20 protein-coding genes are annotated in these 24236 nt (G+C 62.0%); 6 read left to right on the top strand and 14 right to left on the bottom strand.

The window, feature by feature from the left end; genetic code table 11:
- Nucleotides 1–111: 111 nt before the first annotated feature.
- The 4 genes from C9I57_RS02995 to C9I57_RS02980 all read right to left on the bottom strand — a co-directional run bounded on the left by C9I57_RS02995 (nucleotide 112) and on the right by C9I57_RS02980 (nucleotide 6692).
- Nucleotides 112–1578 carry a carbohydrate porin gene (locus C9I57_RS02995; protein ID WP_258187478.1) on the bottom strand — a complete coding sequence of 489 codons (1467 nt, stop codon included), beginning with the start codon at nucleotides 1576–1578 and terminating at the stop codon, nucleotides 112–114.
- 643 nt (nucleotides 1579–2221) lie between these two features.
- The gene (locus C9I57_RS02990) at nucleotides 2222–3235 is read right to left on the bottom strand and encodes a hypothetical protein (protein WP_258187464.1); all 1014 of its coding nucleotides are present in this window, start codon (nucleotides 3233–3235) and stop codon (nucleotides 2222–2224) included.
- Between the two features lie 195 nt (nucleotides 3236–3430).
- Nucleotides 3431–4837, bottom strand: a complete 1407-nt coding sequence (locus tag C9I57_RS02985) for an FAD-containing oxidoreductase (RefSeq protein ID WP_107149118.1) — start codon at nucleotides 4835–4837, stop codon at nucleotides 3431–3433.
- Nucleotides 4838–5033: 196 nt separating this feature from the next.
- Nucleotides 5034–6692: an alkaline phosphatase family protein gene (locus C9I57_RS02980; RefSeq protein ID WP_107149117.1), complete on the bottom strand. Its 1659-nt coding sequence runs from the start codon at nucleotides 6690–6692 to the stop codon at nucleotides 5034–5036.
- A 278-nt stretch (nucleotides 6693–6970) separates the two neighbouring features.
- On the opposite strand from C9I57_RS02980, the gene C9I57_RS02970 reads away from it, so the two are divergent.
- From C9I57_RS02970 to C9I57_RS02960, 3 genes are all read left to right on the top strand, one after another.
- Nucleotides 6971–7867, top strand: a complete 897-nt coding sequence (locus C9I57_RS02970) for a LysR family transcriptional regulator (protein WP_107149115.1) — start codon at nucleotides 6971–6973, stop codon at nucleotides 7865–7867.
- A gap of 121 nt (nucleotides 7868–7988) precedes the next feature.
- Nucleotides 7989–9155, top strand: coding sequence for a CaiB/BaiF CoA transferase family protein (locus C9I57_RS02965; protein WP_107149114.1), 1167 nt, complete (start codon nucleotides 7989–7991; stop codon nucleotides 9153–9155).
- Nucleotides 9152–9922 carry an enoyl-CoA hydratase gene (locus C9I57_RS02960; RefSeq protein WP_107149113.1) on the top strand — a complete coding sequence of 257 codons (771 nt, stop codon included), beginning with the start codon at nucleotides 9152–9154 and terminating at the stop codon, nucleotides 9920–9922. Before C9I57_RS02965 ends, C9I57_RS02960 begins: the two co-directional genes overlap by 4 nt.
- On the opposite strand, the gene C9I57_RS02955 is transcribed toward C9I57_RS02960, so the two are convergent.
- Entirely contained in the window at nucleotides 9891–11039 is a 1149-nt protein-coding gene (locus C9I57_RS02955) for a 3-deoxy-7-phosphoheptulonate synthase (protein WP_107149112.1), read from the bottom strand. The genes C9I57_RS02960 and C9I57_RS02955 overlap by 32 nt on opposite strands.
- A gap of 166 nt (nucleotides 11040–11205) precedes the next feature.
- Between C9I57_RS02955 and C9I57_RS02950 the strand changes: the two genes are divergently transcribed.
- A complete protein-coding gene (locus C9I57_RS02950; RefSeq protein ID WP_107149111.1) occupies nucleotides 11206–11589 on the top strand; it encodes a RidA family protein in 384 nt (127 codons plus the stop codon).
- 83 nt (nucleotides 11590–11672) lie between these two features.
- Here C9I57_RS02950 and C9I57_RS02945 read toward each other — a convergent pair whose 3' ends face one another.
- The 4 genes from C9I57_RS02945 to C9I57_RS02930 form a co-directional block, all read right to left on the bottom strand.
- Entirely contained in the window at nucleotides 11673–13019 is a 1347-nt protein-coding gene (locus C9I57_RS02945) for a dicarboxylate/amino acid:cation symporter (RefSeq protein ID WP_107149110.1), read from the bottom strand.
- Nucleotides 13020–13115: 96 nt separating this feature from the next.
- Entirely contained in the window at nucleotides 13116–13730 is a 615-nt protein-coding gene (leuD, locus tag C9I57_RS02940) for a 3-isopropylmalate dehydratase small subunit (RefSeq protein WP_107149109.1), read from the bottom strand.
- Nucleotides 13727–15145, bottom strand: coding sequence for a 3-isopropylmalate dehydratase large subunit (gene leuC, locus C9I57_RS02935; protein WP_107149108.1), 1419 nt, complete (start codon nucleotides 15143–15145; stop codon nucleotides 13727–13729). Before leuC ends, leuD begins: the two co-directional genes overlap by 4 nt.
- A 3-nt stretch (nucleotides 15146–15148) precedes the next feature.
- Nucleotides 15149–16027: an alpha/beta fold hydrolase gene (locus C9I57_RS02930; RefSeq protein ID WP_107149107.1), complete on the bottom strand. Its 879-nt coding sequence runs from the start codon at nucleotides 16025–16027 to the stop codon at nucleotides 15149–15151.
- Between the two features lie 94 nt (nucleotides 16028–16121).
- Between C9I57_RS02930 and C9I57_RS02925 the strand changes: the two genes are divergently transcribed.
- On the top strand, nucleotides 16122–17024 hold the full coding sequence (locus tag C9I57_RS02925; protein ID WP_107149106.1) for a LysR family transcriptional regulator: 903 nt from the start codon (nucleotides 16122–16124) through the stop codon (nucleotides 17022–17024).
- An 18-nt stretch (nucleotides 17025–17042) separates the two neighbouring features.
- Here the strand turns inward: C9I57_RS02925 and pstS are convergent, their stop codons facing one another.
- The 4 genes from pstS to C9I57_RS02900 all read right to left on the bottom strand — a co-directional run bounded on the left by pstS (nucleotide 17043) and on the right by C9I57_RS02900 (nucleotide 21540).
- Nucleotides 17043–18176: a phosphate ABC transporter substrate-binding protein PstS gene (gene pstS, locus C9I57_RS02920; protein ID WP_107149105.1), complete on the bottom strand. Its 1134-nt coding sequence runs from the start codon at nucleotides 18174–18176 to the stop codon at nucleotides 17043–17045.
- A gap of 166 nt (nucleotides 18177–18342) precedes the next feature.
- A complete protein-coding gene (locus C9I57_RS02915) occupies nucleotides 18343–19008 on the bottom strand; it encodes a response regulator (RefSeq protein ID WP_258187463.1) in 666 nt (221 codons plus the stop codon).
- Nucleotides 18989–20659: an MASE1 domain-containing protein gene (locus C9I57_RS02910; protein ID WP_107149103.1), complete on the bottom strand. Its 1671-nt coding sequence runs from the start codon at nucleotides 20657–20659 to the stop codon at nucleotides 18989–18991. Before C9I57_RS02910 ends, C9I57_RS02915 begins: the two co-directional genes overlap by 20 nt.
- A gap of 254 nt (nucleotides 20660–20913) precedes the next feature.
- Nucleotides 20914–21540 (bottom strand): class I SAM-dependent methyltransferase, encoded by a 627-nt coding sequence (locus tag C9I57_RS02900; RefSeq protein WP_107149101.1) that lies wholly within the window; start codon nucleotides 21538–21540, stop codon nucleotides 20914–20916.
- Between the two features lie 498 nt (nucleotides 21541–22038).
- Here C9I57_RS02900 and C9I57_RS33110 point away from each other — a divergent pair, with 498 nt between their 5' ends.
- Complete coding sequence (locus C9I57_RS33110) at nucleotides 22039–22461, top strand: hypothetical protein (protein ID WP_258187462.1); 423 nt, start codon at nucleotides 22039–22041, stop codon at nucleotides 22459–22461.
- A gap of 40 nt (nucleotides 22462–22501) precedes the next feature.
- On the opposite strand, the gene C9I57_RS02890 is transcribed toward C9I57_RS33110, so the two are convergent.
- Nucleotides 22502–24130, bottom strand: coding sequence for an NADP-dependent glyceraldehyde-3-phosphate dehydrogenase (locus C9I57_RS02890; protein WP_107149100.1), 1629 nt, complete (start codon nucleotides 24128–24130; stop codon nucleotides 22502–22504).
- Between the last annotated feature and the right edge of the window lie 106 nt (nucleotides 24131–24236).

Genomic DNA, 24236 nt, shown 5'->3' with positions numbered 1-24236 from the left:
AATTGATTGGTCAAGGTCGAATCGCAGCATACCCGATCGCAATCAGCCTTTCGACGCGGCTATCGAAGCCGAAGCATCGAGGCGCCGGTAATTCGACAACGCGGCAACTACTCAGAACGTCACAACCGTCCGCAACCCCACCACCGCCTCATTGCCGATCCGCGCACCGCCTTCTGTCGGATTCGGAATACCGCCGCCCGGCCGGAAGAAGTATTGGAAATCCGCCTGCAACAGCCACCATGGCGCCACCTGGTACTGGTACGTGGCCTCGACGACGGTTTCGGCGGAGCGCACCGGATAGCCGGGCGTGGTCAACGCGGCCGTATCGCGATCGAATGCGCGCGCGCTCGCACCGATATTCGCGTAGCCGACAGCAAGGCCGACCGAATCGTTGTCACGCCCCTTGAACGGCGCCTTCAACACGACGCCCGCGTCGACGTTGAAATTGACGACGTTGCGGTCGCCCGGCGCGCCCATCGCGCGAGTAAACACGCCCAATGACCGCGGGCTGTCGGGGCTCGGGCGCCAGACCATCTGATCCGCCACGGCATAGACGCTCCAGTTGCCGCGATGCGTAGCGGGCACGCCGCTCGAGAGCGGGCTCGCCAGCGAGACGCCGCCGCTGTCGTAGTGCTGATCGGAGAAGCGCGCGTTGTTATACCAAAAGCCGATCTTGTACGTGCCCGGCAATCCGCTTGCTTGCGGCGACGCCGAGCCCTCGGCCGGCGGCTGGTTGATCGCGTACTGGAGTTCGCCGATCAAGAGCGCACCGTTGTGAAGATTGAACGTCGTGCCACTGGCGTTCAGCTTCTGCACGTCGCCAGTGCCCGGCGCCGGATTACCATCGAAGACACCGCCCAGGACGGTCAACGAATTCGTCGGCTTGAAACGCAGTCTCACGCCGAGTGACGACAACGGGTAAGCGGGGCCGCCGGCGGGCATATCGGCAGCAGGCAGCACGGGCCAGCCGAACGTCGCGTTCACGAACGTCGCCGAATATTGGCTGACGATGAATTCCTGGTCGAGACTCTGCTGACCGACCTTCACGTCGAGCTTGTCTCCCAGCGACTGCTGATACCAAAGCTCCCACAAGCGCGTCGTGGCCTCGGCCTCGACGCCGCTCACGCTCTGCAGCGCGCCGAGGTGCGACGCAGTGATGCCGCGGCCATGGATCTGCAACGCGTCGACGAAGAACTGGCCGCCCTTGATCCCCAACGCTTTTTCCATATCAACGTTGAGGCCGAACTGCGTGGCGCCGTCGTAGGCAAGGCCTCGCTTCGACCCGCCCGTGAAGTTCCCAAAAAGCTCGCTCGTTTCCTGGATATTCAACGTCACACCGTAGTTGCCCAGCCAGGTCCGCAGTCCACCCATATCGCCCAGCAGGTTGCTGCGCTCCCAGAACCCGGTTGGGGCCGCCGGTGCAGCAGGGGTTTCAGGTGCGGGGGCCGCGGCTGTTTCGGGCGAAGGTGCGGCCGCCTCGGCGGGCGCGGAAGCCGCCGCGACGACAGGCGCGGAAACGGCCGCGCTTTGCGTTTCCGCGCGGGTCGCCTCGGACGCGGATTCCGCGTAAGCGGGCATAGCCGCGCCCGCGGTGAGCGCGAACGCGAGCAGTGTCCCTGTGTAACGGGACGGCGTCGCCGTCGCGAAGGCGGCGCCGGCAAAGGCGAGAGTGGAACGAACCCGCATAGATGCGCTGTCACGGAGAATGGGCGGGATTTGGCGAACGAATATCATTTGTCTTCTCGATTGCGATTTGGAACCGCGCCGGTTCATGCGCCCGCGAACCAGCGGGCGCGACCAGCACCGTCGATGCACACTGGCACGTGCCCGAAGCACGCGGCGAACGGTCGAACAAAAAGGAAGCGGCTCGAGAAGGACCGTGGGCATCGGTCCCGAAACAAGCGCGCTGACCCGGCAATCGCGGTCAGCGGCACTGGAGATCAGACGTCGCTAACGCACGATTGCGAATTGGCTGCCGGCTCGCACCGGCCGACAAGATCGACTACTACTTGCGTCCACGAAGGACTCCTCTTTCGAAAACAGGGCGGATTCTATGCGCGGTGCTTCCGCTCCCGCAAGTAAAAAAATCGTGACAATCCGATGTGTTGAAGAATCGCATGGCCGCATGGCGCGGCAGCGGTACTTCTGCGTTGTTGGAATGCCACAGACACCGTCATCGCAGATGACGTCGTTCGCAACGCTAAGCAACGGATCCGCAACGCTACTCGGCATTCGTGGTGAGCTGGGCGGCGACGAACTCCTCGCCGATCGAATCTGCCGCCGTTCCGGCATGCACTGCGGCCTCAGTCCAAAGCTCGCTGTCGGGAAACCAGAAAGCGTCGCGACGAGGGGGCGAAGCCAGTGCAACGGGCAACGCGGGATTGAATATCTTCGACCAGGCCGACAAATACGACGGCGTCTTCACGAGAAACCCGCAATTCGCAAGCAGCAGGCAAGTCAGCAGTGCTTCACGAGCGATTTCCAATCCGGGGTAGCCTGCAAAATGCACGGGCACATTGCCGCTCGCCAGATATTTGGCGGGCGCCACATTGACGCGCACGCCGAACGGCCAGTCCAGAAAATAATCGATGAACTCGGGCTCGTCGCTCGAAATGAAAATGCTCGTCAAATGCGGATGTGAACGGAGGACGGACGCGACGAACGTGCAAAAGCGCTCCCACGAAATCGTCTCGGCTTCCAGCTTCTTGTCCGTGCCTCTATAGTGAACCGCGAGCGTCGATTCGCCGAGGTCCAGCGCCTGGCTGATCGCCGCAACTTCCTCGGCGATATGCGCGGCAGGGCGGTAATGCGAGAGGAACAACTTGCTCGCGCTCTCGATCCTCAGCTTTTTTTCATACTTTTTGCGCAAGCCGAGGTGAACCAGATCGTTGACTTTGGACGTCCGGATTTGTCCGGGCTGCAACGCGGCGCGCGGTTCCTGGACCGTCTCGAAGAGCTCCGAGAACCAGTCGACCTTCCCGTCGGGGTCCCCATAAATCTTTCCGCGCGCGGAGATCCGCGGAGTCAGATGCTTCTCCTCGCAATGCATGAGGACGAACAGCACCATCTGCAACACCGAAAAAAATCCGGATATCTCGTAGATATCGATCGAGAAGACATCCTTGTTGAGACGCTGCCTGGTATGTACCGCAAGGCGGGCGGGCGTGCCGACGAAATATTTGAATCCCTCGCTGCGGCGGATCTTTTTCACGAGATCCAACACGTCTCCGTACATTCGCACTCCTAATCGATCAGACCATTACCTCGAAATTCGCCACCTGCCGGCCGCGTGGGGAACGCTGGCTAATGATAATGGGGCGGCAAGGTCCGCAGGACAAAGTTACTCCGTTGTGTGATGTCACGCACATTGGAATCGGTAATCGGAGGGGCGCCGCGCGGGCCGCGGATCCACGAGGCGCCTGGATCGCGGTCAATCTTCGGATCGATCGGCCGGCGCTTCACTCATTGGCTTCAAATCGCCGAGCAAGGTCGGCAGCAACTCGCAGACGGTGGGATGGATGTGGACCGCACGCTGAACGACCGTATAAGGGGCCTTGGCATACATTGCATCGAGAAGGCAATGGATCGCTTCGTCGCCGCCCACCCCCAGAATCGCAGCGCCAAGAATCTCCTTGGTATCGGCATCGACCGTCACTTTCATGAAGCCCTGCGTCTCGCCCTTTTCGACCGCGCGGCCCACGCGTGTCATCGGGCGAATGCCGACGAGCGCGTTGCGGCCCGCATCGCGGACTTGGTTCTCCGTCATCCCGGCTCGCCCGAGCGGCGGATCCACATAGAGACCGTACGCGACGATACGGTCGCGCACGCTGCGGTTTTCACCCTCCAGTAGGTTGGAGGCCACGATCTCGTAGTCGTTGTACGAGGTATGCGTGAAGGCGCCCCGCCCGTTGCAGTCGCCGAGCGCCCATACCCCCGGCACGCTCGTATTCAATTGATCGTCGACCGTGATATAGCCGCGCTCGTTGACCTCGATTCCCGCGCGCTCGAGCCCGAGGTCGTCCGTGTTCGGCGTTCGCCCCACTGCAAGCAGCAGATGCGAGCCGACGACTTCGCGCGTGCCGTCCTTGCAATCGAGGTTGACGGCGATTCCATTCCCGCGCTTTTCGGCCGCCATGCATTCCGCGTGCGTTTCGATTCCTACGCCGTCGTTGCGCAGGATCTCTTCCACCGCCTTGGAGACGTCCTCGTCCTCACGCGAAATCAGCCGCGCGCCTTTCTCGACGACCGTCACCGCGCTGCCGAAGCGCCGGTACATTTGAGCGAACTCGAGACCCGTATAACTGCCGCCGACGACGATCAGGTGCTCGGGCAGGAAGTCGAGATCCATCATCGTCGAATTCGTCAGATAGTCGACTTGGTCGAGCCCCCGCATCGGGGGAATGAACGGTCGCGTCCCGACGTTGATGAAGATGCGCTTTGCAGTGAGCAATTCGTCGTTCACGCGCACGGTGTCGGCGGATTCGAAACGCGCGTGACCGTCGATCACGGTGCAGCGCGCAAGACCTTTGAGCCAGCGCTCGACGCCTTTGCGCGAGCGCCCCGAGATCTCGTCCTTGCGCGCCTTGACGCGCTTCATGTCGACCTCAACGGCACCGCCTATGGTCACACCGTAATCGCTCGCGCGACGCGCGAGATGGGCCGCGTAGGCACTCGCCACGAGCGCCTTCGTTGGAATGCACCCCGTGTTCACGCAAGTGCCGCCGAAGAGATTGCGCTCGACGATAGCAACTTGCATCCCCGCCGAGGACAGCCGGGCGGCGAGCGCCGGCCCGGCCTGGCCGGTGCCGATGATGATCGCGTCAAATTGAGTGGTCATGCTGCTTCACCTTTGCCAGTTATCACTGCGTTCAGCGAATGCGGTCAGTACGGCATCGATTCGATCTGAACCATGATAGGCGAAGCATGCATGACACACAGGGGAATCGATCGCCAACGCAAGTCGGAGACCGGCGTTCGCTCGTGAGCGGCGGCGCGGCGCAGCGCAGCGCAGCGATCGTGTGCTTCGGCTTCTCTTACTCGTCGTGCTCGTGCCCGTGGCCAAGGCCCAGCCCCGGCAAGGCACGCGTGCCCTCTTCAGCGACCGAGTGCAGAAACTCGGGCTTCAGATCGAGCAGACGAAGGATCGTCGGCGCCACCTGAGTCGTGTGAACGGGCGCATCGATCGTGCGAGCGTGACGAATGCCGGGGAACGAGACGACGAGCCCCAGGTGGCTATCGTCCGGCGCGTTGCCGCCATGCTCTTCGTCCTTCTTCGTGCTGGACGTATAGATGACGCCGGGGTTCGGCTGCACGATGATGTCAGGCGTGCGTCCCGCTGCCGGATCGCCGAAGCGCTCCGCGAGGCGCGAGCCCGAGAGGATGTACGCTTGCGGCCCGTCGGCGCAGATGCCGGGCGCGTTGCAGCCGAGATTCGCGTTGAGCGTCGCGACGACGGCGTTCAACTGGCTCCGGTCGCGCAGCCAGATGAGGCCGACGTCATCGGTCTGAACAAAGCCCGTGTCGACAAGCCCGGTACCGTCATTGAGGTTGCCGCTCGCCGTATTGTTCTGGCCGAAATTGCCGTTCGGATCCAGGTAGTTGTTGGCTTCGAGCAGTTTCGTCAACGTATCGCCATTCTTGACGAGCTTCGTGTGGTCCGTCGGCGATTGGCCGTGCTTCGCCGTGACGATGATCGCCGTGCTCGAATAGAGATTGCGTTGCTTCAACTCTGAGACAAAGCGGCCAAGCGCATCGTCGACATAGGCGATCGCGTTCGTCACGGCCGGGCCGGGCGTGAAGCTGGCGTCGAGATAGCCGCCGCCTTTGGCGACCGGCGCCTTCTCCGCCACGCTCAACGTCTGAAAATTCGTGCCGAAGAGCGTCGGCACCGAAGCGCTCGCCGTACCCGTCGAGTTCTTGCCGTCGATCTGATTGATGATCGCCTGCACGTGGTAGTTGTCGAACTTCTCGGTGTGCGAATAGACGTCGGTGTAGTCCGTGCCCGTCGCGGGATCGATCGAGTTGATCTCGGTGCGCGCGAGGTCGTCGACGCCCTTGCCCGACGGCCCGTTCAGCCAGTCGTAGCCCCATGCGTGCTTGTCGGCCCATGCTGTGCGCGCGCCCGCAAGGTGCTCTTTCACGACTTCGAAGATCGTGTTCGTCTTGACGTAGTTGTGCGGATAGACGGGCACACAGGCGCCGCCCACGAGCGCGTGCGGAATCGCCTGCGGATTGAAGGCGCCGCCGCCGTCGAGATGAGTCAGCGCGCCGCCATTCTCAGCATCGATGCCGGTCGTCTCGTCGAATACGACGTTCCAACCCTGCTTGCCCGAGCAGGTCGTGTCCGACGGCGCGTAAAGCGTGCGGTCGTACGACACGTCATAGAAAAGCCCCGCGCTCTTCGGCGAGCCGCCCGTTACGAGGGCGGCGAGGCCGGGGAACGAATCCGACAATCCAGGCGTGTAAGCATTCGTGTAAGTCACGCCGGATTGGGCGAGCACCGCGAGATTCGGACACGTGTTCGCGCTGATGCAGCGCGCCACGTCCTGCTCGTGCAGGCCGTCGATGCTGATGAGCAGCACATGCTTCACATCGGGCTTCGGTTCCGCGTGCGCGGCCGGATGAACACCCACTGTAATCGCGCCAGTTGCCAATAGCGCGCCGAACAGAGACCGCCGCTTGCCATTTGTCATTCCTGCCTCCTTGTTGTGCAACAGAACGGGACTGCGTAAGCGGGACTGCGTAAGAGGTCGAATGTGGGCCATCGGTAAGAATCGGTAATGACAACGAGCTTTCAGAAAGCTATCGACGATATCAGTAAGGCAGCAAGGAGATGCTCGACGAAGGCGATGATCGATCTCTTGTATGCATCGCCGGCGGCGACGACTTCGCACGGACAAAGCGCGCTCGTCATTCGCGCGTCCGCGTGCTACAACCGTCTGGCGAATCGATCGCCCACCCTGGAGCCCTAGTGAAAATCGACACGACCACCGTCCGGCTGGTCCTCGCCATCGTTGAGGAAGGCAGCATTTCGCGCGCTGCGGACAAGCTGAATCTCGCCGTCGCGGCCGCATCGCGCCGCGTGTCGGACCTCGAGCAACAGCTCGGCGCAACGCTCTTCAGGCGGGTACCCCATGGCGTCGAAATCACGGAAGCCGGCGACAAGCTGCTCCAATACATTCGGCAAATCGACAATCTCGTCGACCGCCTCGAAGGCGATGCGCAAGCGCTCAAGCACGGTCTCGACGGACGCATCATCATCGGCGCGCCCAAAGCCGTCATCATCGAATTCCTCGCTCGCGACATTGCCGGGCTTCAGCGCAAATACCCGGGCATCAGCCTGAAAATCGTCGAGGAGAACAGCAAAATCGTGCAGCAATTGCTGCGCGACAAAGTCATCGATATCGGCATATACGAGAAGAAGAGCGGCTTCCTCGATTTACCGCAGTCGCTCTACAGGCAAGACCGGCTCGTGCTCGTCTATAGCCGGCCGCATTTTCGATTCGCCGACGAGCCCCTCGGCATCGACGATATTCTCGATGTTCCGATCGTCAGTCTTGGAAAGGGATCGGCGATCTTGTCCGCGGTGCAACGCGCCTATCGCAGCCGCGGACGGCATTTTCCCAACAATTTCACCGCGAACGGCTTCGACACGATGCTGGCCATGGTGCGCCATGGTCTCGGCGTCGGTTTGATGCCGCCCGAGGTCTTGCGCAGTTTTCATCCCGAGGAAACGCTCGGCTCGGTGCAGCTAGAAGGCGACTGGCATCACCGCAGCTACGTCCTTTCCGCCGTCGATTGGCACGCACAAGAGCAAACATTGCGCAACGTCGTCGCCGAGCTTCTCGCCCATTCGCCCGCCGAATAACGCGGCGAGTTCGAGATTTCGCAATCGGCGAAATCAGGCATGACGGCCCGATGCTTGCGAGAGGCGCCGCGCTGGCGGACAGTTGGGCGTACAACCCATTCCCATTGGGAGGAGACGCCAAATGACGAAAGCCGCTCAGTTGCCGCTGGAAGGGATTCGCGTACTCGACGTAACCCAGGTCATGGCGGGTCCGTTCGCCTGCATGATGCTCGCCGATGCCGGCGCGGACGTGATCAAGGTCGAACCGGTCGAAGGCGACCAGACGCGTAGTGCGATGGGCTTCAAGATGAAGGGCCCCGACAGTATGGGCTTCCTGAACCTGAATCGAAACAAGCGCTCGATTGTGCTCGACCTCAAGAGCGACGAAGGGCGCGAGACCTTTTACGAGCTGGCGAAGACCGCCGACGCCATCGTCGAGAATTATCGGCCAGGCGTCGTGCAACGGCTACGGATCGATTACGAATCGATCCGCAAGATCAATCCGAAAATCGTGTACGTCAGCATTTCGGGTTTCGGACAAAGCGGGCCTTGGTCTTCGCGGCCCGGCTTCGACCTCATCGCGCAGGCCATGTCGGGCGTAATGAGCGTGACGGGCTACAAAGGCGGAAAGCCGGTCAAATGCGGGGTGCCCGTCGCCGATCTCGGTTGCGCGCTGTTTGCCGTCTATGGCCTGCTCTCCGCTTACATCGGTGCTCAGAAGACGGGGGTCGGCCAGCACATCGACGCGTCGCTCCTCGATTCGGCGATGGCCTTCGCGATCTGGGAGATGTCGGATTACTGGGGCACGGGCGTGCCGCCGGCTCCGCTCGGTACCGGCAATAAAATGAGCGCGCCCTATCAGGCCGTCAAGGCGCGCGATGGCTATTTCGTCATGGGCGCGACGAACCAGAAGCTATGGACCAGGCTCTGCGAATTGCTGGAGCGCCCGGACCTCGTGAAGCATCCGGACTTCGAAACCGTCTCGCTGCGCCTGAAAAATCGCGAGGCGATGATGGAAATTCTCGAGCGGGAGTTCGCCCGGCGCGACAGCGCCGATTGGGTCGACGCGCTGCTCGCTGCCGGCATCCCGGCCGGCCCGCTCCTCTCCTATCCCGAGGCCTTCGAGAGCGAGCATGCTCAGCACCGTCGCATGTGCATGGAAATCGATCATCCGGTCGAGGGCAAAGTCAAAAACATCGGCTTCCCTGTGAAAATGCTCGGCACGCCGCAACAAGTGCGCCGCCACCCGCCACGCCTCGGCGAGCACAACGACGAGATCCTCGCGGAAATCGAGAGGAGAGCATCATGAGCGAGGAAATCGGGCTTGTCGTGCATCCGTCGGGTGCGGCGGAAATCGTGATCGACCGTCCCGAACGGCACAATGCCATGACGATTGCGATGTATGAGTCGCTGCTTGCGCTCATCGATCAATGCGAACGTGATCGCGATGTGCGCTGCATCCTGCTCAGAGGCGCCGGCGGAAAATCGTTCGTTTCGGGGACGGACATCGGCTACTTCAAGGACTTTCGCGATGGCCGCCAGGGCGTGGCCTACGAGGCGCTTATCGAGCGCGTGATCGGCGCCGTCGAACGGATTGCCGTACCTACGATCGCCGTCATCGACGGCTGGGCCGTCGGCGGCGGCCTGGCCCTCGCGACCGCGTGCGATTTCCGCGTGTGCAGCGATACGTCGCGGTTCGGCGCACCGATCGCGAAGACGCTGTCCAATACGCTTTCATCGCGCAATATCGCGCGGCTGCAGGCAGCCTTCGGCGTGCCTCGCGTGAAGAAAATGCTGATGCTCGCGGATTACCTGACGGCGCGCGAAGCGCTCGATTGCGGCTATGTCTATGAAGTCTCGGCGCAGGATGCGCTCGAGACCGCGGCGCGCACGCTCGCCGAACGGCTCATGGCACTTTCGGCGGTGACACAGCAGGCGGTCAAGGAAAGCCTGCGTCGCATCGTCGTCGAGCAGCGGCTCGACGACGAGGACCTGATCGAAGAGGTGTACGGCAGCGTCGCTTTCCGGGAAGCGGTTGCCGCGTTTATTTCCGGCTCGACGAAGAAAGGCCGCTGACTGCGTTGCGCCGCTCGCGAACGGCGTTCGCGAGCAGATCGAGGACAGGCTCCGTTTGCGACCATGCCAGACAGGCGTCGGTGATCGAGACCCCGTACCGCAGCGGCACGCCCGGTTTCAAATCCTGGCGGCCCTCTTCGAGATTGCTCTCGATCATGACGCCGATGATCCGCTCGTCGCCCTGCGAAAGCTGCCGCGCCAGATCCTGCGCGACTTCGATCTGGCGAATATGCGACTTGCCCGAATTCGCATGCGAGCAATCGACCATGACTTGCTCTCGCAGGCCCGCCGCCTTCAATACGCCACACGTATCCTCGATGCTGGCGCTGTCGTAGTTCGGCCCCTTCTTTCCGCCGCGAAGAATGACGTGCGCATCGTCGTTGCCGCGCGTTTCGAAGATCGCCGCCATGCCCATCTTCGTCATGCCCATGAAGGCATGGCTCGCGCGCGCCGCGACGATCGCATCGGCGGCGATCTGCACACCGCCGTCGGTGCCGTTCTTGAATCCGATCGGGCTGCTGAGGCCCGATGCGAGCTGACGGTGGCTTTGGCTCTCGGTCGTGCGCGCGCCGATCGCGCCCCAAGCAATCAAGTCCGCGATGTATTGCGGACTGAGCAGGTCGAGAAATTCGGTACCCGCCGGCAATCCGAGGCCATTGATATCGAGCAGCAGTTGCCGCGCGCAGCGCAGCCCTTCGTTGATGCGGAAGCTGCCGTCGAGCCTCGGATCGTTGATATAGCCCTTCCATCCGACCGTCGTGCGCGGCTTCTCGAAGTAGACGCGCATGACGATGTATAGGTCGTCCTTCAGTGCATCGGCCGCGGCTTTCAGCCGGTGGGCGTAATCGAGGGCCTGGTCGTGGTCATGAATCGAGCAGGGACCGACCACGGCGAGCAGCCGATCGTCGCGGCCGTGCAGGATGTCGCCGATGGTTTCGCGGCTACGCTCGACGAGCGCCTGCACTTCGGGCGATACGGGCAGTTCGTCCTGCAGCAGCGCGGGTGAAATGAGCGGACGGACCGCGCCGATGCGGACGTCGTCGATGCGGGTCGTGTCCTGCGTAACGTCGGCAACGCCTACCTCTTTGTCGTGCAGAGGATCGTCGATGCTTCTCATGGAAAATCTCCGGAATATGCGGGCGCAGGCGTGATTATCACTCACTTCGGGGGGCGTCGATCGGAGCCCGTCGTCCCTCTGAATGATCAGTCGCTCCAACCGTCGCATTGGACGACGAACTCACCAGCGTCTACACTCAGCCGCATATCAACAGCCGGAGCCTTTTATGACAGAGCGACAGCGCATTTCATCGGGATCGGAATTCGAGGAACTCATTGGCTACAGCAGGGCCGTTGTCGAGGGTGACTGGGTTTTCGTTTCCGGAACGACCGGATTCGACTATCAGGCCCGGACGATCTCCGACGACATCGTGGAGCAGACGGAGCAATGCATGCGCAACATTGGCGACGCGCTGAATAAGGCAGGCGCGACGTTCGACGATGTCGTGCGCGTTCGTTACATCTTGCCTGACCGCAACGATTTCAAGGCGTGCTGGCCCGTTTTGCGCCGCTATCTCGGGAATGCGCGACCGGCGGCGATGATGATCGAGGCCGGCCTGTTGGACGAGCGCATGAAGATCGAAATCGAAATCACGGCGAAGCGGCGCTAACACACTAACGGCTGTACTGCCGGACGAGCCCGCTTTCAAGGCATATGCCGATATGCGCGTGAAACCGCGTTGATCCGTTCGGACTAGTCTCTGGCAATAGAGGTCTTTCCATCCGAAACGGTCGCCTCAAGAATGCTCGCCGATCTCGAATCGACACGGCCTCGTTCGAGATCGACCGGGCTCAACGCCGCGGCAAGTTTCTTCCGATCGAGACCGCCTTCCCAGGCCGACACGACGATCGACGCAACGCCATTGCCTACGATATTCGTCAGCGCCCGGCACTCCGACATGAATCGGTCGATGCCGAGGATCAGCACCATGGCGCTGACAGGCACCGTCGGCACGACCGACAGGCTCGCGGCGAGCGTGATGAAACCCGCGCCCGTCACCCCCGTCGATCCTTTGGAGGTCAGCATCGTGACGAGCAATAGCGTGACCTCCTGCCCCAGCGTCAAATGCGTATTCGTCGCCTGCGCGAGAAACAGCACCGCCAATGTCATATAGATATTGGTGCCGTCGAGGTTGAAGGAGTACCCGGTCGGCACGACGAGCCCGACGACGCCGCGCGGGCAACCGAGCCGCTCGAGCTTGTCCATCAATTGCGGCAGCGCCGCCTCGGACGTTGACGTGCCGAGCACGATCAGCAGCTCGTCGCGGATATACGCGAGAAAACGCCATAGGCTGAACCCGCACAAACGTGCGATGGTGCCCAGCACGATTGCGACGAACAGAAACGCGGTGAGATAGAAGACGCCGATGAGCTTGAGCATCGGCAGCAGGGAGACGATGCCGTAGCGGCCGATCGTGAACGCCATCGCACCGAAGGCGCCGATCGGCGCGAGACTGGTAATCATCCTCACGATCCGAAAGAACGCTTTCGATAGCGTTTCGATCAATTGCGTCACGGGCGCGGCGGGCTCCCCAAGCAGCGCGAGTGCGGTCCCGAACAACATAGCGATCAGCAGCACAGGCAGGATATCGCCCTGAACCAACGCACCGAGAAACGTATCCGGTATCACGTGCGCGATAAAACCGACGAGACCGTCACCGTGCGCGGCCTGCGCCGCATAACCCTTGACCGCGCTCGCGTCGAGCGTGGCCGGATCGACGTTGAAGCCCTCGCCGGGCGAAAGCAGATGCGCGGCAAGCAAGCCGATCGCCAGTGCGAGCGTCGACGCGAATTCAAAATAGAGCAACGCCTTGCCGCCGACGCGCCCGACTTTCCTCATGTCCTGCATACCGGCGATACCCGTGACCACCGTACAGAAAATCACCGGCCCGATGATCATGCGCACGAGCTTGATGAAGAGATCGCCGAGCGGCTTGAACGCGACGGCAACCTGGGGCGCGACGTGCCCGAGCGCCACGCCGGCGACGATGGCAGCCAGCACCTGAACATATAGGACGGTATAGAACGGCTTGCGTTTCATGTCTCCTCCATTTTTAGAGGCAAAGCGATGCTCCCCCCTTCTTCTAGCGGAAGGGAATCGGCATTGCGGATTGCGAGAATATCGGCGCGGTGGCGCTTACATCACCTGTGCCCAGGGATGACGCGTGAAGTGCGCACGTTCGAACGATTCGATGTCGGCAAGAGACGCAAGCGTGAGATCGACCGCGTCCATACCGTCGATCACCATGCGCTTGTGACGCGCGCCGATGGGGTAGGTGTAGGTGCTGCCTGATGCCGACGTCACGGTCTGCCTTTCGAGATCGATCCGCAACGACGCACCGGGCGTCCGAGTCGCTTCTCGCACCAGCGCATGGACGGCGTCGCGTTCCAATTGGACAAGAAGCAGGCGGTTGTTCATCGCGTTCGAATAGAAGATCTCCGCGAAACTCGGCGCGATCACCGCGTCGAAGCCGAACTGCTGCAGCCCCCATACTGCGTGCTCGCGGCTCGATCCGCAGCCGAAATTCGCCCCGCCGAGCAGAATGCGCGCGTTCGCGTAAGCGGGCTCGTTGAGCACGCAGTCCGCGCGGGGCGCGGCACGTTCGTCGAAACGCAAGTCGTAGAGCAAGCCATCCGCGAGACCGGCCTTGTCGATGATGCGCAAAAACTGCTTGGGCATGATCTGGTCGGTATCGAGATTGTCGATGGGCAGCGGTACCGCGCTGCCTTCAATGGTCGTCAGTCGCTTCATGATGCGTGGGCCTCGAGCGTGCGGACATCGGTGATGCGGCCGGTTATCGCGGCGGCCGCCGCCATTGCCGGGCTCATCAGATGCGTGCGGCCGCCGCGTCCCTGGCGGCCTTCGAAGTTGCGGTTGGTTGTCGACGCGCAGCGCTCGCCGGGTGCCAGCACGTCGTCGTTCATTGCAAGGCACATGGAGCAGCCCGGCTCACGCCATTCGAAGCCTGCCTCGATCAGCGTCTCAGCAATGCCTTCCTGAACGGCTGCGCGGCGCACGCTGCCGGAGCCCGGCACCACCATCGCTCGCACGCCCTCAGCCACGCGCTTGCCCCGTACGATGGCGGCGACCGTCCGCAAGTCCTCGATGCGCCCGTTGGTGCACGAACCGATGAAGACGCGGTCGATGCGCGTGCCCGCGAGCGGCCGGTTGGCTTCCAGTCCCATGTAATCGAGCGCGCGTCGCAGCGATGCGGCGGCTTCGGGGCTTGGCTGCGCCGCTTCATCGGGAATCGGCTCGTCGATCGCGATGGCCTGATCCGGACTCGTTCCCCAAGTGACGAAAGGCGCAATGTGGTGCGCGTCGAACCGGTGCTCGATGTCGAAGTGCGCATCGGCGTCGGAGTACAGGCCGCGCCAGTCGTCTACCGCTGCTCGCCACGCTGCTTCATCGAGGGAAGGCGTGTGAGCGCGCACATAGTCGAAAGTCGTCTCGTCGGGCGCAACCAGCGCGGCCCGTGCGCCCGCTTCGACCGTCATATTGCAAATCGTCATGCGCGCTTCGGCGGAAAGCGAAGCGATGGTCGATCCTCGAAACTCGACCGCGAAGCCGCGTGCCCCTTGCGCGCCGATGCGGCTGATCAGCCATATGACGATGTCCTTCGCCGATGTGGCGTAAGGCAGCGCACCATCGATCGTGATGCGCATGGTGCGCGCGAGCCGATAGACAAGCGTTTGCGTCGCCAGCACGTGCTCGACCTCCGAGGTCCCGATGCCGAAGCCGAGCGCTCCGAGCGCGCCGTACGTCGTCGTATGGCTGTCGCCACATAGCACGACCATGCCGGGACGGATCAGCCCGAGTTCCGGCGCGACAATGTGCTCGATGCCTTGCAATGGATCGTTCGCGGCGAAAAGACGGATGCCCGCGCGCTCGCAATTGCGGGCGAGGTTGTCCGCCTGCAACAGCGACGCCGCATCGCGAATCACGCGCGGCGATTCCGCATGTGTCGGAATGATGTGGCTCACGACGGCAAGCTGCTGGCGCGGACGGCGCACCGTGCGGCCGCGAGCATCGAGCGCGCTGAAAGCTTGCGGGCTCGTGTACTCGTTCATCAGATGCAGATCGACGTACAGCAGGACGTTCTCGCCATCGATGCGCGATATCACGTGCGAATCGACGAGCTTTTGGTAAAGGGTTCGGTTGGGCATACGTTACTGGGTCAGAAAGGGCAATACCCGGTCGAGCAGCAGTTGCGGCGCTTCTTCGGGAACGTAGTGACCGCAGGGCAGCGACTCGCCCTGCACTTGCGGCGCATAGGCCCGCCACTCGGCGAGCGGATCGAAGCATTGCTCGATGACGCCCTGCGCACCCCACAACGCCATGAACGGACAGGCGATCTGTTGTGCTGCATCGAGCGTGGCACGGTCGTGTTCGAGGTCGATCGTGATGCTGGCGCGGTAGTCCTCGCAGATGCCGTGCGCCGTGTCGGGATCCGACAGGCAGCGCAGATATTCCGCATAGGCTTGCGCCGTGAACGGCGCGAGGCCCGCGCTGCGCGCGCCGATGGTTTGTTTGAGGTAAAGGTCGGGGTCCGCTCGGATGAGCGTCTCCGGAAACGGCGCGGGTCGCACCAGCATGAACCAGTGCCAGTAAGCGCGCGCGAATGCGAACGACGTCTGCTCATACATGGCGAGTGTCGGCGCGACATCGAGCGTGACGAGCCGCGTCACCGCAGCGGGATGGTCGAGCGCCATGCGTGCGCCGACGCGCCCGCCGCGGTCGTGACCAATTACCGCGAACGACTCATAGCCGAGACTGCGCATGAGTTCGACCTGGTCTTGCGCCATGCGCCGCTTCGAATAGTTCGAGTGGTCCGCGGCGCCTGGCGGCTTGCCGCTGTCGCCGTAGCCGCGCAGGTCGGCGGCAACCACGGTGAAATGTTGCGCGAGCGCGGGCGCGACCTTGTGCCAGATCACGTGCGTCTGCGGATGCCCGTGCAGCAGCAAAAGCGCCGGCCCGTGCCCGCCCTTGATCGCGTGAATGGTGATGCCGTCGACGATCGCCGATGCATCGCTGAAGCCTTCGAACATGCTTGTCTCCCAACGTGGGTTCGAGTCTAATTGATGACGCATGCGATTGGGTTTCCGAGAAAGCAATCCGATCGTAACTTATGGGAACGAATCAATGGACGGCTTCTCCGATTTGAATGTGTTCGCGCTCGTGGCGCGACATCGCAATCTTGCCGCCGCCGCTCGCGAATTGGGCGTGACCCCGCCCGCCGTCAGCAAGCGGCTCGCGCAGCTCGAGCGGCGCCTCGGCGTGCGCCTGATGAACCGCACCACGAGGCGTCTGAGCCTCACGCCCGAAGGCGAGCTGTATTTGTCGAGCGGCTCACGCATTCTCGACGAACTCACGGAGTTGGAGCAGCTCGTCGCGCGCAGTCGAGGCGAGCCGACTGGCCTTCTGCGCGTGAATGCGTCGTTCGGATTCGGGCGTGCGCGTATTGCGCCGGCGGTGTCTGAGTTCGTCGCGCGCTTTCCCGCGATGAAGATCCAGCTACAGCTCACCGATCGGCCGATGAGTCTTCAGGAAGAAGGCTTCGATATCGGCATTCGCTTCGGCGAGGTGCCCGATGCGCGTGTCAACGCGCGCTTGCTGCTGGAGAACCGGCGCGTCGTGTGCGCATCGCCGGCTTACGTCGAGCGGCATGGCAAGCCTTCGGTGCCGCACGATCTGACTCGCCACGCGTGCATCGTGCTGCGCGAGAACGATTCGGCTTATGGCACTTGGCACTTTTCTCGCGGCAAGCGCGCGGAGACGATCAAAGTCGATGGGGCGCTATCGAGCAACGACGGAAGCGTGGTCCTGCAGTGGGCGCTCGAAGGGCGCGGCATCGTCGTGCGGTCGCAGTGGGAAATCCAGGGCCATCTCGAGAAGGGAAAACTGATACCTTTGCTGGAGGACTGGTCGCTGCCGAATGCGAACATCCACGCAATCTATCTGGAGCGAAACCAGCTTTCGGTCAAGCTCAGGACCTTCGTCGATTTCCTCGGCGAATATTTGCGAACCTCCGCGAAAGCGCGATGACACCCCTATACATTTCGATTAGTGGCGCCTCGGCGAGGCACGCGCGACGACGCTGGTGTTTTGCCCGTTGTCCAATCTCTGAGCCCAATACACTTCGATTTCTTGCACCAACTCCAGCGGCGGCGTGCCGTAATTTTCAAGCGCCGCCTCCTTCCGGCCCTCGATGAGAGCCCACTGGAATAGCGCGAGCACCGCTGCCGCGCCAGCCTTGTCTTTAGCGTCGGCCTGTAGCAGGACGAAAACGACGCCGGGAATGGGCCAAGCTCCATCGCCGGGCGGATTCGCGACGGTCTGATAGAAATCGTCCTCGCGTCCCCACGCCACCGTTTCCACCGCTGCATTGAAACTCGCGGCCGACGGCTCGACAAACGCGCCGCTCTTGTTCTGGATGATCGCGTAGGGCAAGTGCGCGGGCGCTGCATAGGCCAGTTCGACATAGCCGATTGCGCCTTTGATCTGCTTCACATAGGTGGCGACGAGCTGATTGCTCGTGGCGCTGCTCCCCACCGGCCACTTGACCGTCAGGCCGCGGCCCACCTGGTCGCGCCATTGCGCACTAACAGCGCACAAGTAGTTCGTCCAATTGAAGGTCGACCCGGAGCGATCGCCGCGATGAACCACGACGATCGGCAGATCAGGCAGCGCGAGGCTGGGATTGATCGCCTTGATGGCCGCGTCGTTCCATTTCTTGATCTTGCCCAGGTAGATATCGGCCAGCAGCGCGCCGGTCAGGTGAAGCCGTCCCGTGGCAATGCCATCGAGGTTGATCACCGGCACCAGGCCACCCGCCGCCACCGGAAACTGGATGAGGCCCGCGGCGCGCAATTCAGCCGGCGTGAGCGGCATATCCGACGCGCCGAAATCGACCGCACCGGCCTTTAGTCGGTCGATGCCGTTTCCTGAACCAATCGCATGAAAGCTCACCTGCTGACCGGTTCTTTCGAAATACGAAGCGGCCCACTTCTGCACCAGTGGATCGAAGAAGCTCGAGCCGGCACCCGTGATGCCGCCGGCGGCCTGTGCCGCCAGCGTATAGCCGGCAACGAAGCAAGCAACCGAGGCAGCGCGGCACACTGGCCATAGGTCGCGGGCGATTCCGGCAATGAGCGCAAAGACCGGGACGGCATTGGTTCGCTGAAATTTGTTGTTCATCGCGGCGCCCCTCATAGAGCTTTCCGGCTACGTCCGCTCATCCGTCAAAGGGTCGTGGCACGGCGGCAGGTGCCAATGACTGTATGCGCTCACTTCACGGGTATGAATAAGGCAGCCGTCCTAAAAGGGACTAAGGGATTGCCTTATTCAGCACTCGGGCACCGCCCTATTGGCTTTCGATCCACTGAATGGCAAAGCGCATCAATTCCTTGCCGCTATGGATATCGAGCTTTTCCTTGATATTGGCTTGATGGGCCTCGATGGTCTTTACGCTGCGATTCAGTTTCTCGGCGATTTGGCGCGCGCTGAAGCCGAGCCCGATGAGGTGCAGGACTTCGAACTCCCGTTCCGACAGGCTTGCAATCGGACCCTCCGGCCTCTTTTGAGGCACCATGAGCGCCCGCGCCAATTTCTCGTGCATGGCTGCGCTCAGATAGATATTGCCGGCCAGCACTTCGCGAACGGCGCTGACGACATGATCGGTGGCCTCGAGCTTCATCAGATACCCGTTTGCGCCGGACCTTAGGGCACGCTCGGCAAAGAGGCTCTCGTCATGCATGCTGAGGACAAGGATCGGCAAGTTCGGGTGCCGATGACGGAGGGTCTTCACCAGATCCAGTCCGGAGTCCGATTGCAGACTGATGTCGACGATGGCAATGTCAGGCTGGCAGGCCATCGCCGCCAAGGCTTCCTCGGTGCTGGCGGCCGCAAAACAGACGTGGAGATCCCCCTGCAGATTCAGCAAATGCGTCATCCCTTCCCGGATGATGGGGTGATCGTCGACGATCAGGACTCGAGTCTCAGAGCCAGGGCTAGACGATTTCGCGTGCACGGCCGAGTCCCTCCGATAGCGGGTAGCTGATAGCGACCGTGGTACCGCCCCACACATTGCGCGTCACGGTACAAGCGCCGCCTAGAAGGCTTGCCCGGTGACGCAGATTGTGAAGCCCCAGTCCCGAGACGCGCTCCATCTCTTCGAGCCCGACGCCGACCCCATCGTCGCTGATTGAAAGCGTCTGCTTGCCATCCGCTCGATCCAGGTCGATCCAGATACGACGGCCGCGGCTATATTTCAGCGCGTTGTTGACGGCCTCCTGTGCCGCACGGTACAGATTGTTTTGCATCAGCGGATCGGGCAAATCCACGTCCGGCGAGATTTGCAGCACGCACTCCACGCCGTTGAGCGTGCGAGCCGTCTCCGCCAACTCATGCAACGCGGCCGGGAGCCCACCGTATTCCATGGCAACGGGATCGAGGCCATGGGCAATCCTGCGCGTCATGAGGGACGCCTGCTTCACCAATTCGACGATGATGCCCGTATCGTCAGCGGCGGGATGGCCTTGCGTTTGCAGTTTTTGATCGAGGGCGGCGCAGTAGAGGCCCAGGCTGGTCAGATGTTGCCCAAGTCCATCGTGCAGTTCCCGGCCCATCGCTCTGCGCTGCTGATCGCCGATCCGAATCAGCTCTCCCTCCAACAAGCGGCGCTGCGCCATCTCCTCCTTCAATTCGCTGTTCGTGTTTTCCAAGTCTCGGGTACGCTCCTGGACTCGCCGTTCCAGTTCGATATGAGACGCCCGCAGCAAACTATGAACACGCCGTTCCTGAGCGCGTGCCGCCACCAGAAGCAATCCGGTTACCGCCATGACATTAGCGAAGGCGCACCATCTGACGAGGCTGTCCACCGGCGATTGAGCCGCGAAGGGCCCTGTGCCGTGAGTCGTGCCCCAGATGGCGACTAGGCAAACCATCAAGGTAGCGATGGTGGTGCCCACCCGATCGAAGCGCAGCGCCGCCCAGATAATGAACGGAAAGATCGCGAGGGCCGCGGGATAGTAGCCGTGCCCCGCGAGTTGCGGGGCGCCGAAGATCAGATAGCTGACCCAGAACGTCGCAACGGTCAGCACGCACGCCTCTATGGTGTGCCCCGCGGAGCGAATAGTGTTGGAATGGGCAAGGCAGTTGAAGAGCGGTGGGGCCACGACCAGAACCCCCATCATGTCGCCGAGCCACCATTTGAGGAAGGCCGCGCCGTACGCGGCGACCGGCACCAAGCCCACTTGGAGCAAGGCCGTCGCGCCAATCAGCGCGCTGATTGACGTACTCAGCACCGCCGCCAGGCCGACGAAGGCCAACACGTCACTGATGCGATCGAGACTGATCCGGAACCGAGCCAAACGCTTCAATGAGATCGCCGCCGTCAACGTTCCTACCATTGAGCCGACGCCAATCACGGCAGCCACAGGTACGGGAACGCCCACGGACACGTTGGCCAGAAAGGAGCCTATGGCAATTCCGGGGGCGGCCGCGACGCCCAGAGCGAATAGCGCCACCAGAGCGATGCCGCTCGAAGGCCAAACGAGAGAGATTGCGCCGCCCACGACCGCATAAGCAAGCCCTACCCTCGCACCCGCGTAATACGCCAATACAACGATCCCGGTGTACGAGATGAGGCGGAACCTGGAATTGCCACGAATGGTAACCATTGTTCGCCTCGAATTTCAGGGGAGGCAGATCTTAGCTCGCGTCGAGGCGTTCTTTCGTCAGTCGGAATGCGGCCTAAGCGACGGCGTGACGAAAGTTGCGGGAAACTGCGTATCTGTCGTAAGGATTGTCGTAGGCGGCGCCACGTTAATCAAGCGCTACAGAGTGCATCTTTGCGGTATTAAATACGGCGGCGTCCTGTGGCGCAGCTTCGGATGACGCGGTTTTGATGTTCCCTTCAAGCGTTTTACGCAATTTAGCCGGCTTCCGGGCCTTTCACAAAGGCGAGTCGGGTCCATTTCACTCCGATCCGCCGATTTTCGTTTTGCACCGATTCGGTTTGGAGATTGAGCACGGGTTGTAAACCGTGGGCATGTGCCAGCTCGATGGTCTCGTCGGCCGAAACATCGAACATCCGTCTTCCGGCTGGAACCGGACCATGCCGTAAAGACATAATCAGCATGCCGCCGCCAGACAAAAGAGCGCTCACGTTCGCCATCGATCGGCGTCGCTCTTCCTCGTCGAGATGCATCCAAACAGCCGTCAGCATCGCGAGTTCAAACGGCCTCTTCCTTGAGCGTAAGAGGGGCAGGTCCGGCAAGCTATCGTCGACCCATTCGATTCGAGGCGAGGAATGCAGCTCCATTCCTGCGTTGCGCAACTGATCCACGGGCTCGACGGCCACGACGCTGTGCCCCATTGCTGCAAAGGCAGCCGCGTCGGTCCCGATGCCCGCCCCAATGTCGAGAACGGTCGACGGGTTGGCTGGTATCAGATGCAATATGGGTCTGTGATGTTCGGCAAACGAAACGCGCCGCCATTGCTCGACGAGAAGCGGCGCATTCTCCGCGTAGCCCTCGGTGCCGCTCACGTTATCGGACACTGCGGTCTCCCGGTTCTGGCCCTGGTGCTTTAACCAAGACTGCAGTGGTGTCTTTGCCACTATCCCGATTGTTGTTATGTTCGTGTTTGAACGAGGTACGCGATAGTCTCCGACGTCGGCATACCCGTGCGCTTTGGCTAATCATGGATCTACTAGTCTTCAAGCTCGTCGTCACGCCGCTGTTGCTGTTGGCTGCCACCCTGGCCGTTCGCCGCTGGGGCGAGGCAATCGGCGGGCTCCTCGTAGGCCTGCCGCTCACGTCCGGGCCGATCTCGGTTTTTCTGACTCTGGAGCATGGACCTGCGTTTGCAGTACAGGCTACGGCAGGATCGCTTGTCGCGACGGCCGCCCAAGCGGCGTTTTGCGTTGCGTATTGCAGAATGGCACGCGTGGGGTGGCCGATAGCCCTCGCAGGCGCATGTGCCATGTTTTCCATCGTAGCCGGCCTTTTGCAGCAAAGCTGCGCTATCGGAAACCGGCCTGTTTATCGTCGCTATCGTGGCCATCGCACTCGCGCTCATTCTCATCCCTAACAAGGCAGCCCCAACGGGTAAGCTCGATCCGCCGTGGTGGGATTTGCCCCTGCGTATGGCGCTCATCGCGGGCCTGGTCGTCGGCGTGACGCTCATCGCGCCTTACGTCGGTCCCGAGGCGAGCGGCGTACTCGCGTCGTTCCCGTTCATGGCGATCATCCTTGCGGTTTTCACTCACCGCATGATCGGCCATACGGCCGCGCAACAATTGATGCGCGGCATGGCGGCGGGACTTTTGGGCTTTGCCGCGTTTTTCTATTTGCTGAGCCTGATGCTGACGCGCTTGAGCTTGTTTGCCGCTTACGGTGGTGCGATTTGCTGCACGCTCGCAATACAAGCGATCTGGTTGTACCGGATGTGCCTGCCGGTCACACTGCCGACGGAGTAGTCGGCAGCGCGGCGAGCTTGGGAATGGGCTAAACATCCGTTCAGAAAATGAAGCCGGTGTTGACGAATTTCGAGTGGTGGTCGGACACGATCGCGTCGAGCAGTTGCTTGCTGCTGTCCGTCTGCTTCGCCGCGACCATCGAGCGGATGGAAAACGCGCGCAGCGCATCGGTCACCGAGAGCGTCCCTTCCGCCGAATCCTTGCGGCCGGCAAACGGGAACACGTCCGGCCCGCGCTGACACTGACAGTTGATATTGACGCGGCACACCTGATTCACGAGCGGGTCCACGAGCGCGCCGATCTGCGCCGGATCCGAACCGAAGATGCTCACCTGCTGCCCGTGCTCGGACGTCGTCACGTAGTCGAGCGCGGTTTCGACATCGTCGAACGGCGCGACGGGGATGATCGGCCCGAACTGCTCTTCACGATACAGCATCATACCTTCGGACACCGGGTACACGACGGCCGGGTAGAACAGCGTCTTGTAGAACACCCCGCCCGATGCGTTGACGACCTGCGCGCCTTTCGCCTTCGCATCGTCGATCGCTTCGCTCATGTAGGCGGTGCGGTGCATGCCGGGCAGGGGCGTAATCGCAACGCCTTTTTCCCACGGCATGCCGATCTTCATCTTCGCGAGTTCTTCGGTAAAGCGCTTCAGGAACGCGTCGACGATCGAACGGTGAACGAGCAGCATCTTGAGGGCGGTGCAGCGCTGGCCATTGAACGACAATGCGCCGAGCAGACATTCCTTCACGGTCAGTTCGAGATCGGCGTCGGGCAGTACGATCGCGGCGTTCTTCGCGTCGAGGCCGAGGATCGCTCGCAGCCGGTGCGACTTCGGGTGCTGCTTCTTCAAGTGATCGGCGACCTTGCTCGATCCGATCAGCGCGAGCACGTTGATCTTGCCCGACGCAAGCATGTGCGGGACGACGACCGCGCCCGGCGCGTAGATGGTATTGATCACGCCTTTCGGAAACGCATCGCGGAATGCCTCGAGCAGCGGCTCGAACAACAGGGTGCCGTACTGTGGCGGCTTGAACACGACGGTATTGCCCATCAGGAGCGCGGGGATCAGCGTCGCGAACGTCTCGTTCAGCGGATAGTTATATGGCCCCATGCACAATACGACGCCAAGCGGCGTGCGGCGAATCTGTCCGATCGTACCTTCCGCGATCATGAAACGCGAGTTCGCGTTGTCGAGCTCCTTCAGCGCGTCGATCGTCTGCAGCATGTATGTGACGGTGCGATCGAACTCTTTCTGCGAATCGGCGAGGCTTTTTCCGATCTCCCACATGATCAGATTCACGATCAGCTCGCGCCGGGCAACCATTCGCTTGATAAAGTCCTGCATGCAGGCGATGCGTTGTTCGACCTTCATGGTCGGCCATTCGCCGCGACCGGCGTCGTAGGCGCGCACGGCGGCATCGAGCGCCGCGTCGCTCTCCGGCTCACCCATCACTGGATAACTGCCGATCTCGACCTGCTCGATCTCGCCGTCGGCCTGCCGCACGCAGACGGGCGATAGCACGGTCTTGGTCGCGCCGTCCCAGGGCTTGAGCGTGCCGTCGACAAGCGACACGCGCTGGTGGATCGGCGATTTCAGCCTGAATTCGGCCGGGATGTCTTCAGAGGCGGGAAATAACTGCTGTAGGTAGGCGGAATCAGGCATGGCGGTCTCGCTTGACTGAGGGCTCGAGCAGCCAATTGTACGGCCGCCCGGCGCGACCTACCTTTATAACGGAGGATTGACGTTCGCCGGAGCGGGTGGTCACCGC

Source organism: Trinickia symbiotica (assembly GCF_003028655.1).
GTDB lineage: Bacteria > Pseudomonadota > Gammaproteobacteria > Burkholderiales > Burkholderiaceae > Trinickia > Trinickia symbiotica_A.
Note: the sequence above shows the minus strand (reverse complement) of the source record. Positions and strands in the feature narration are given on the sequence as shown.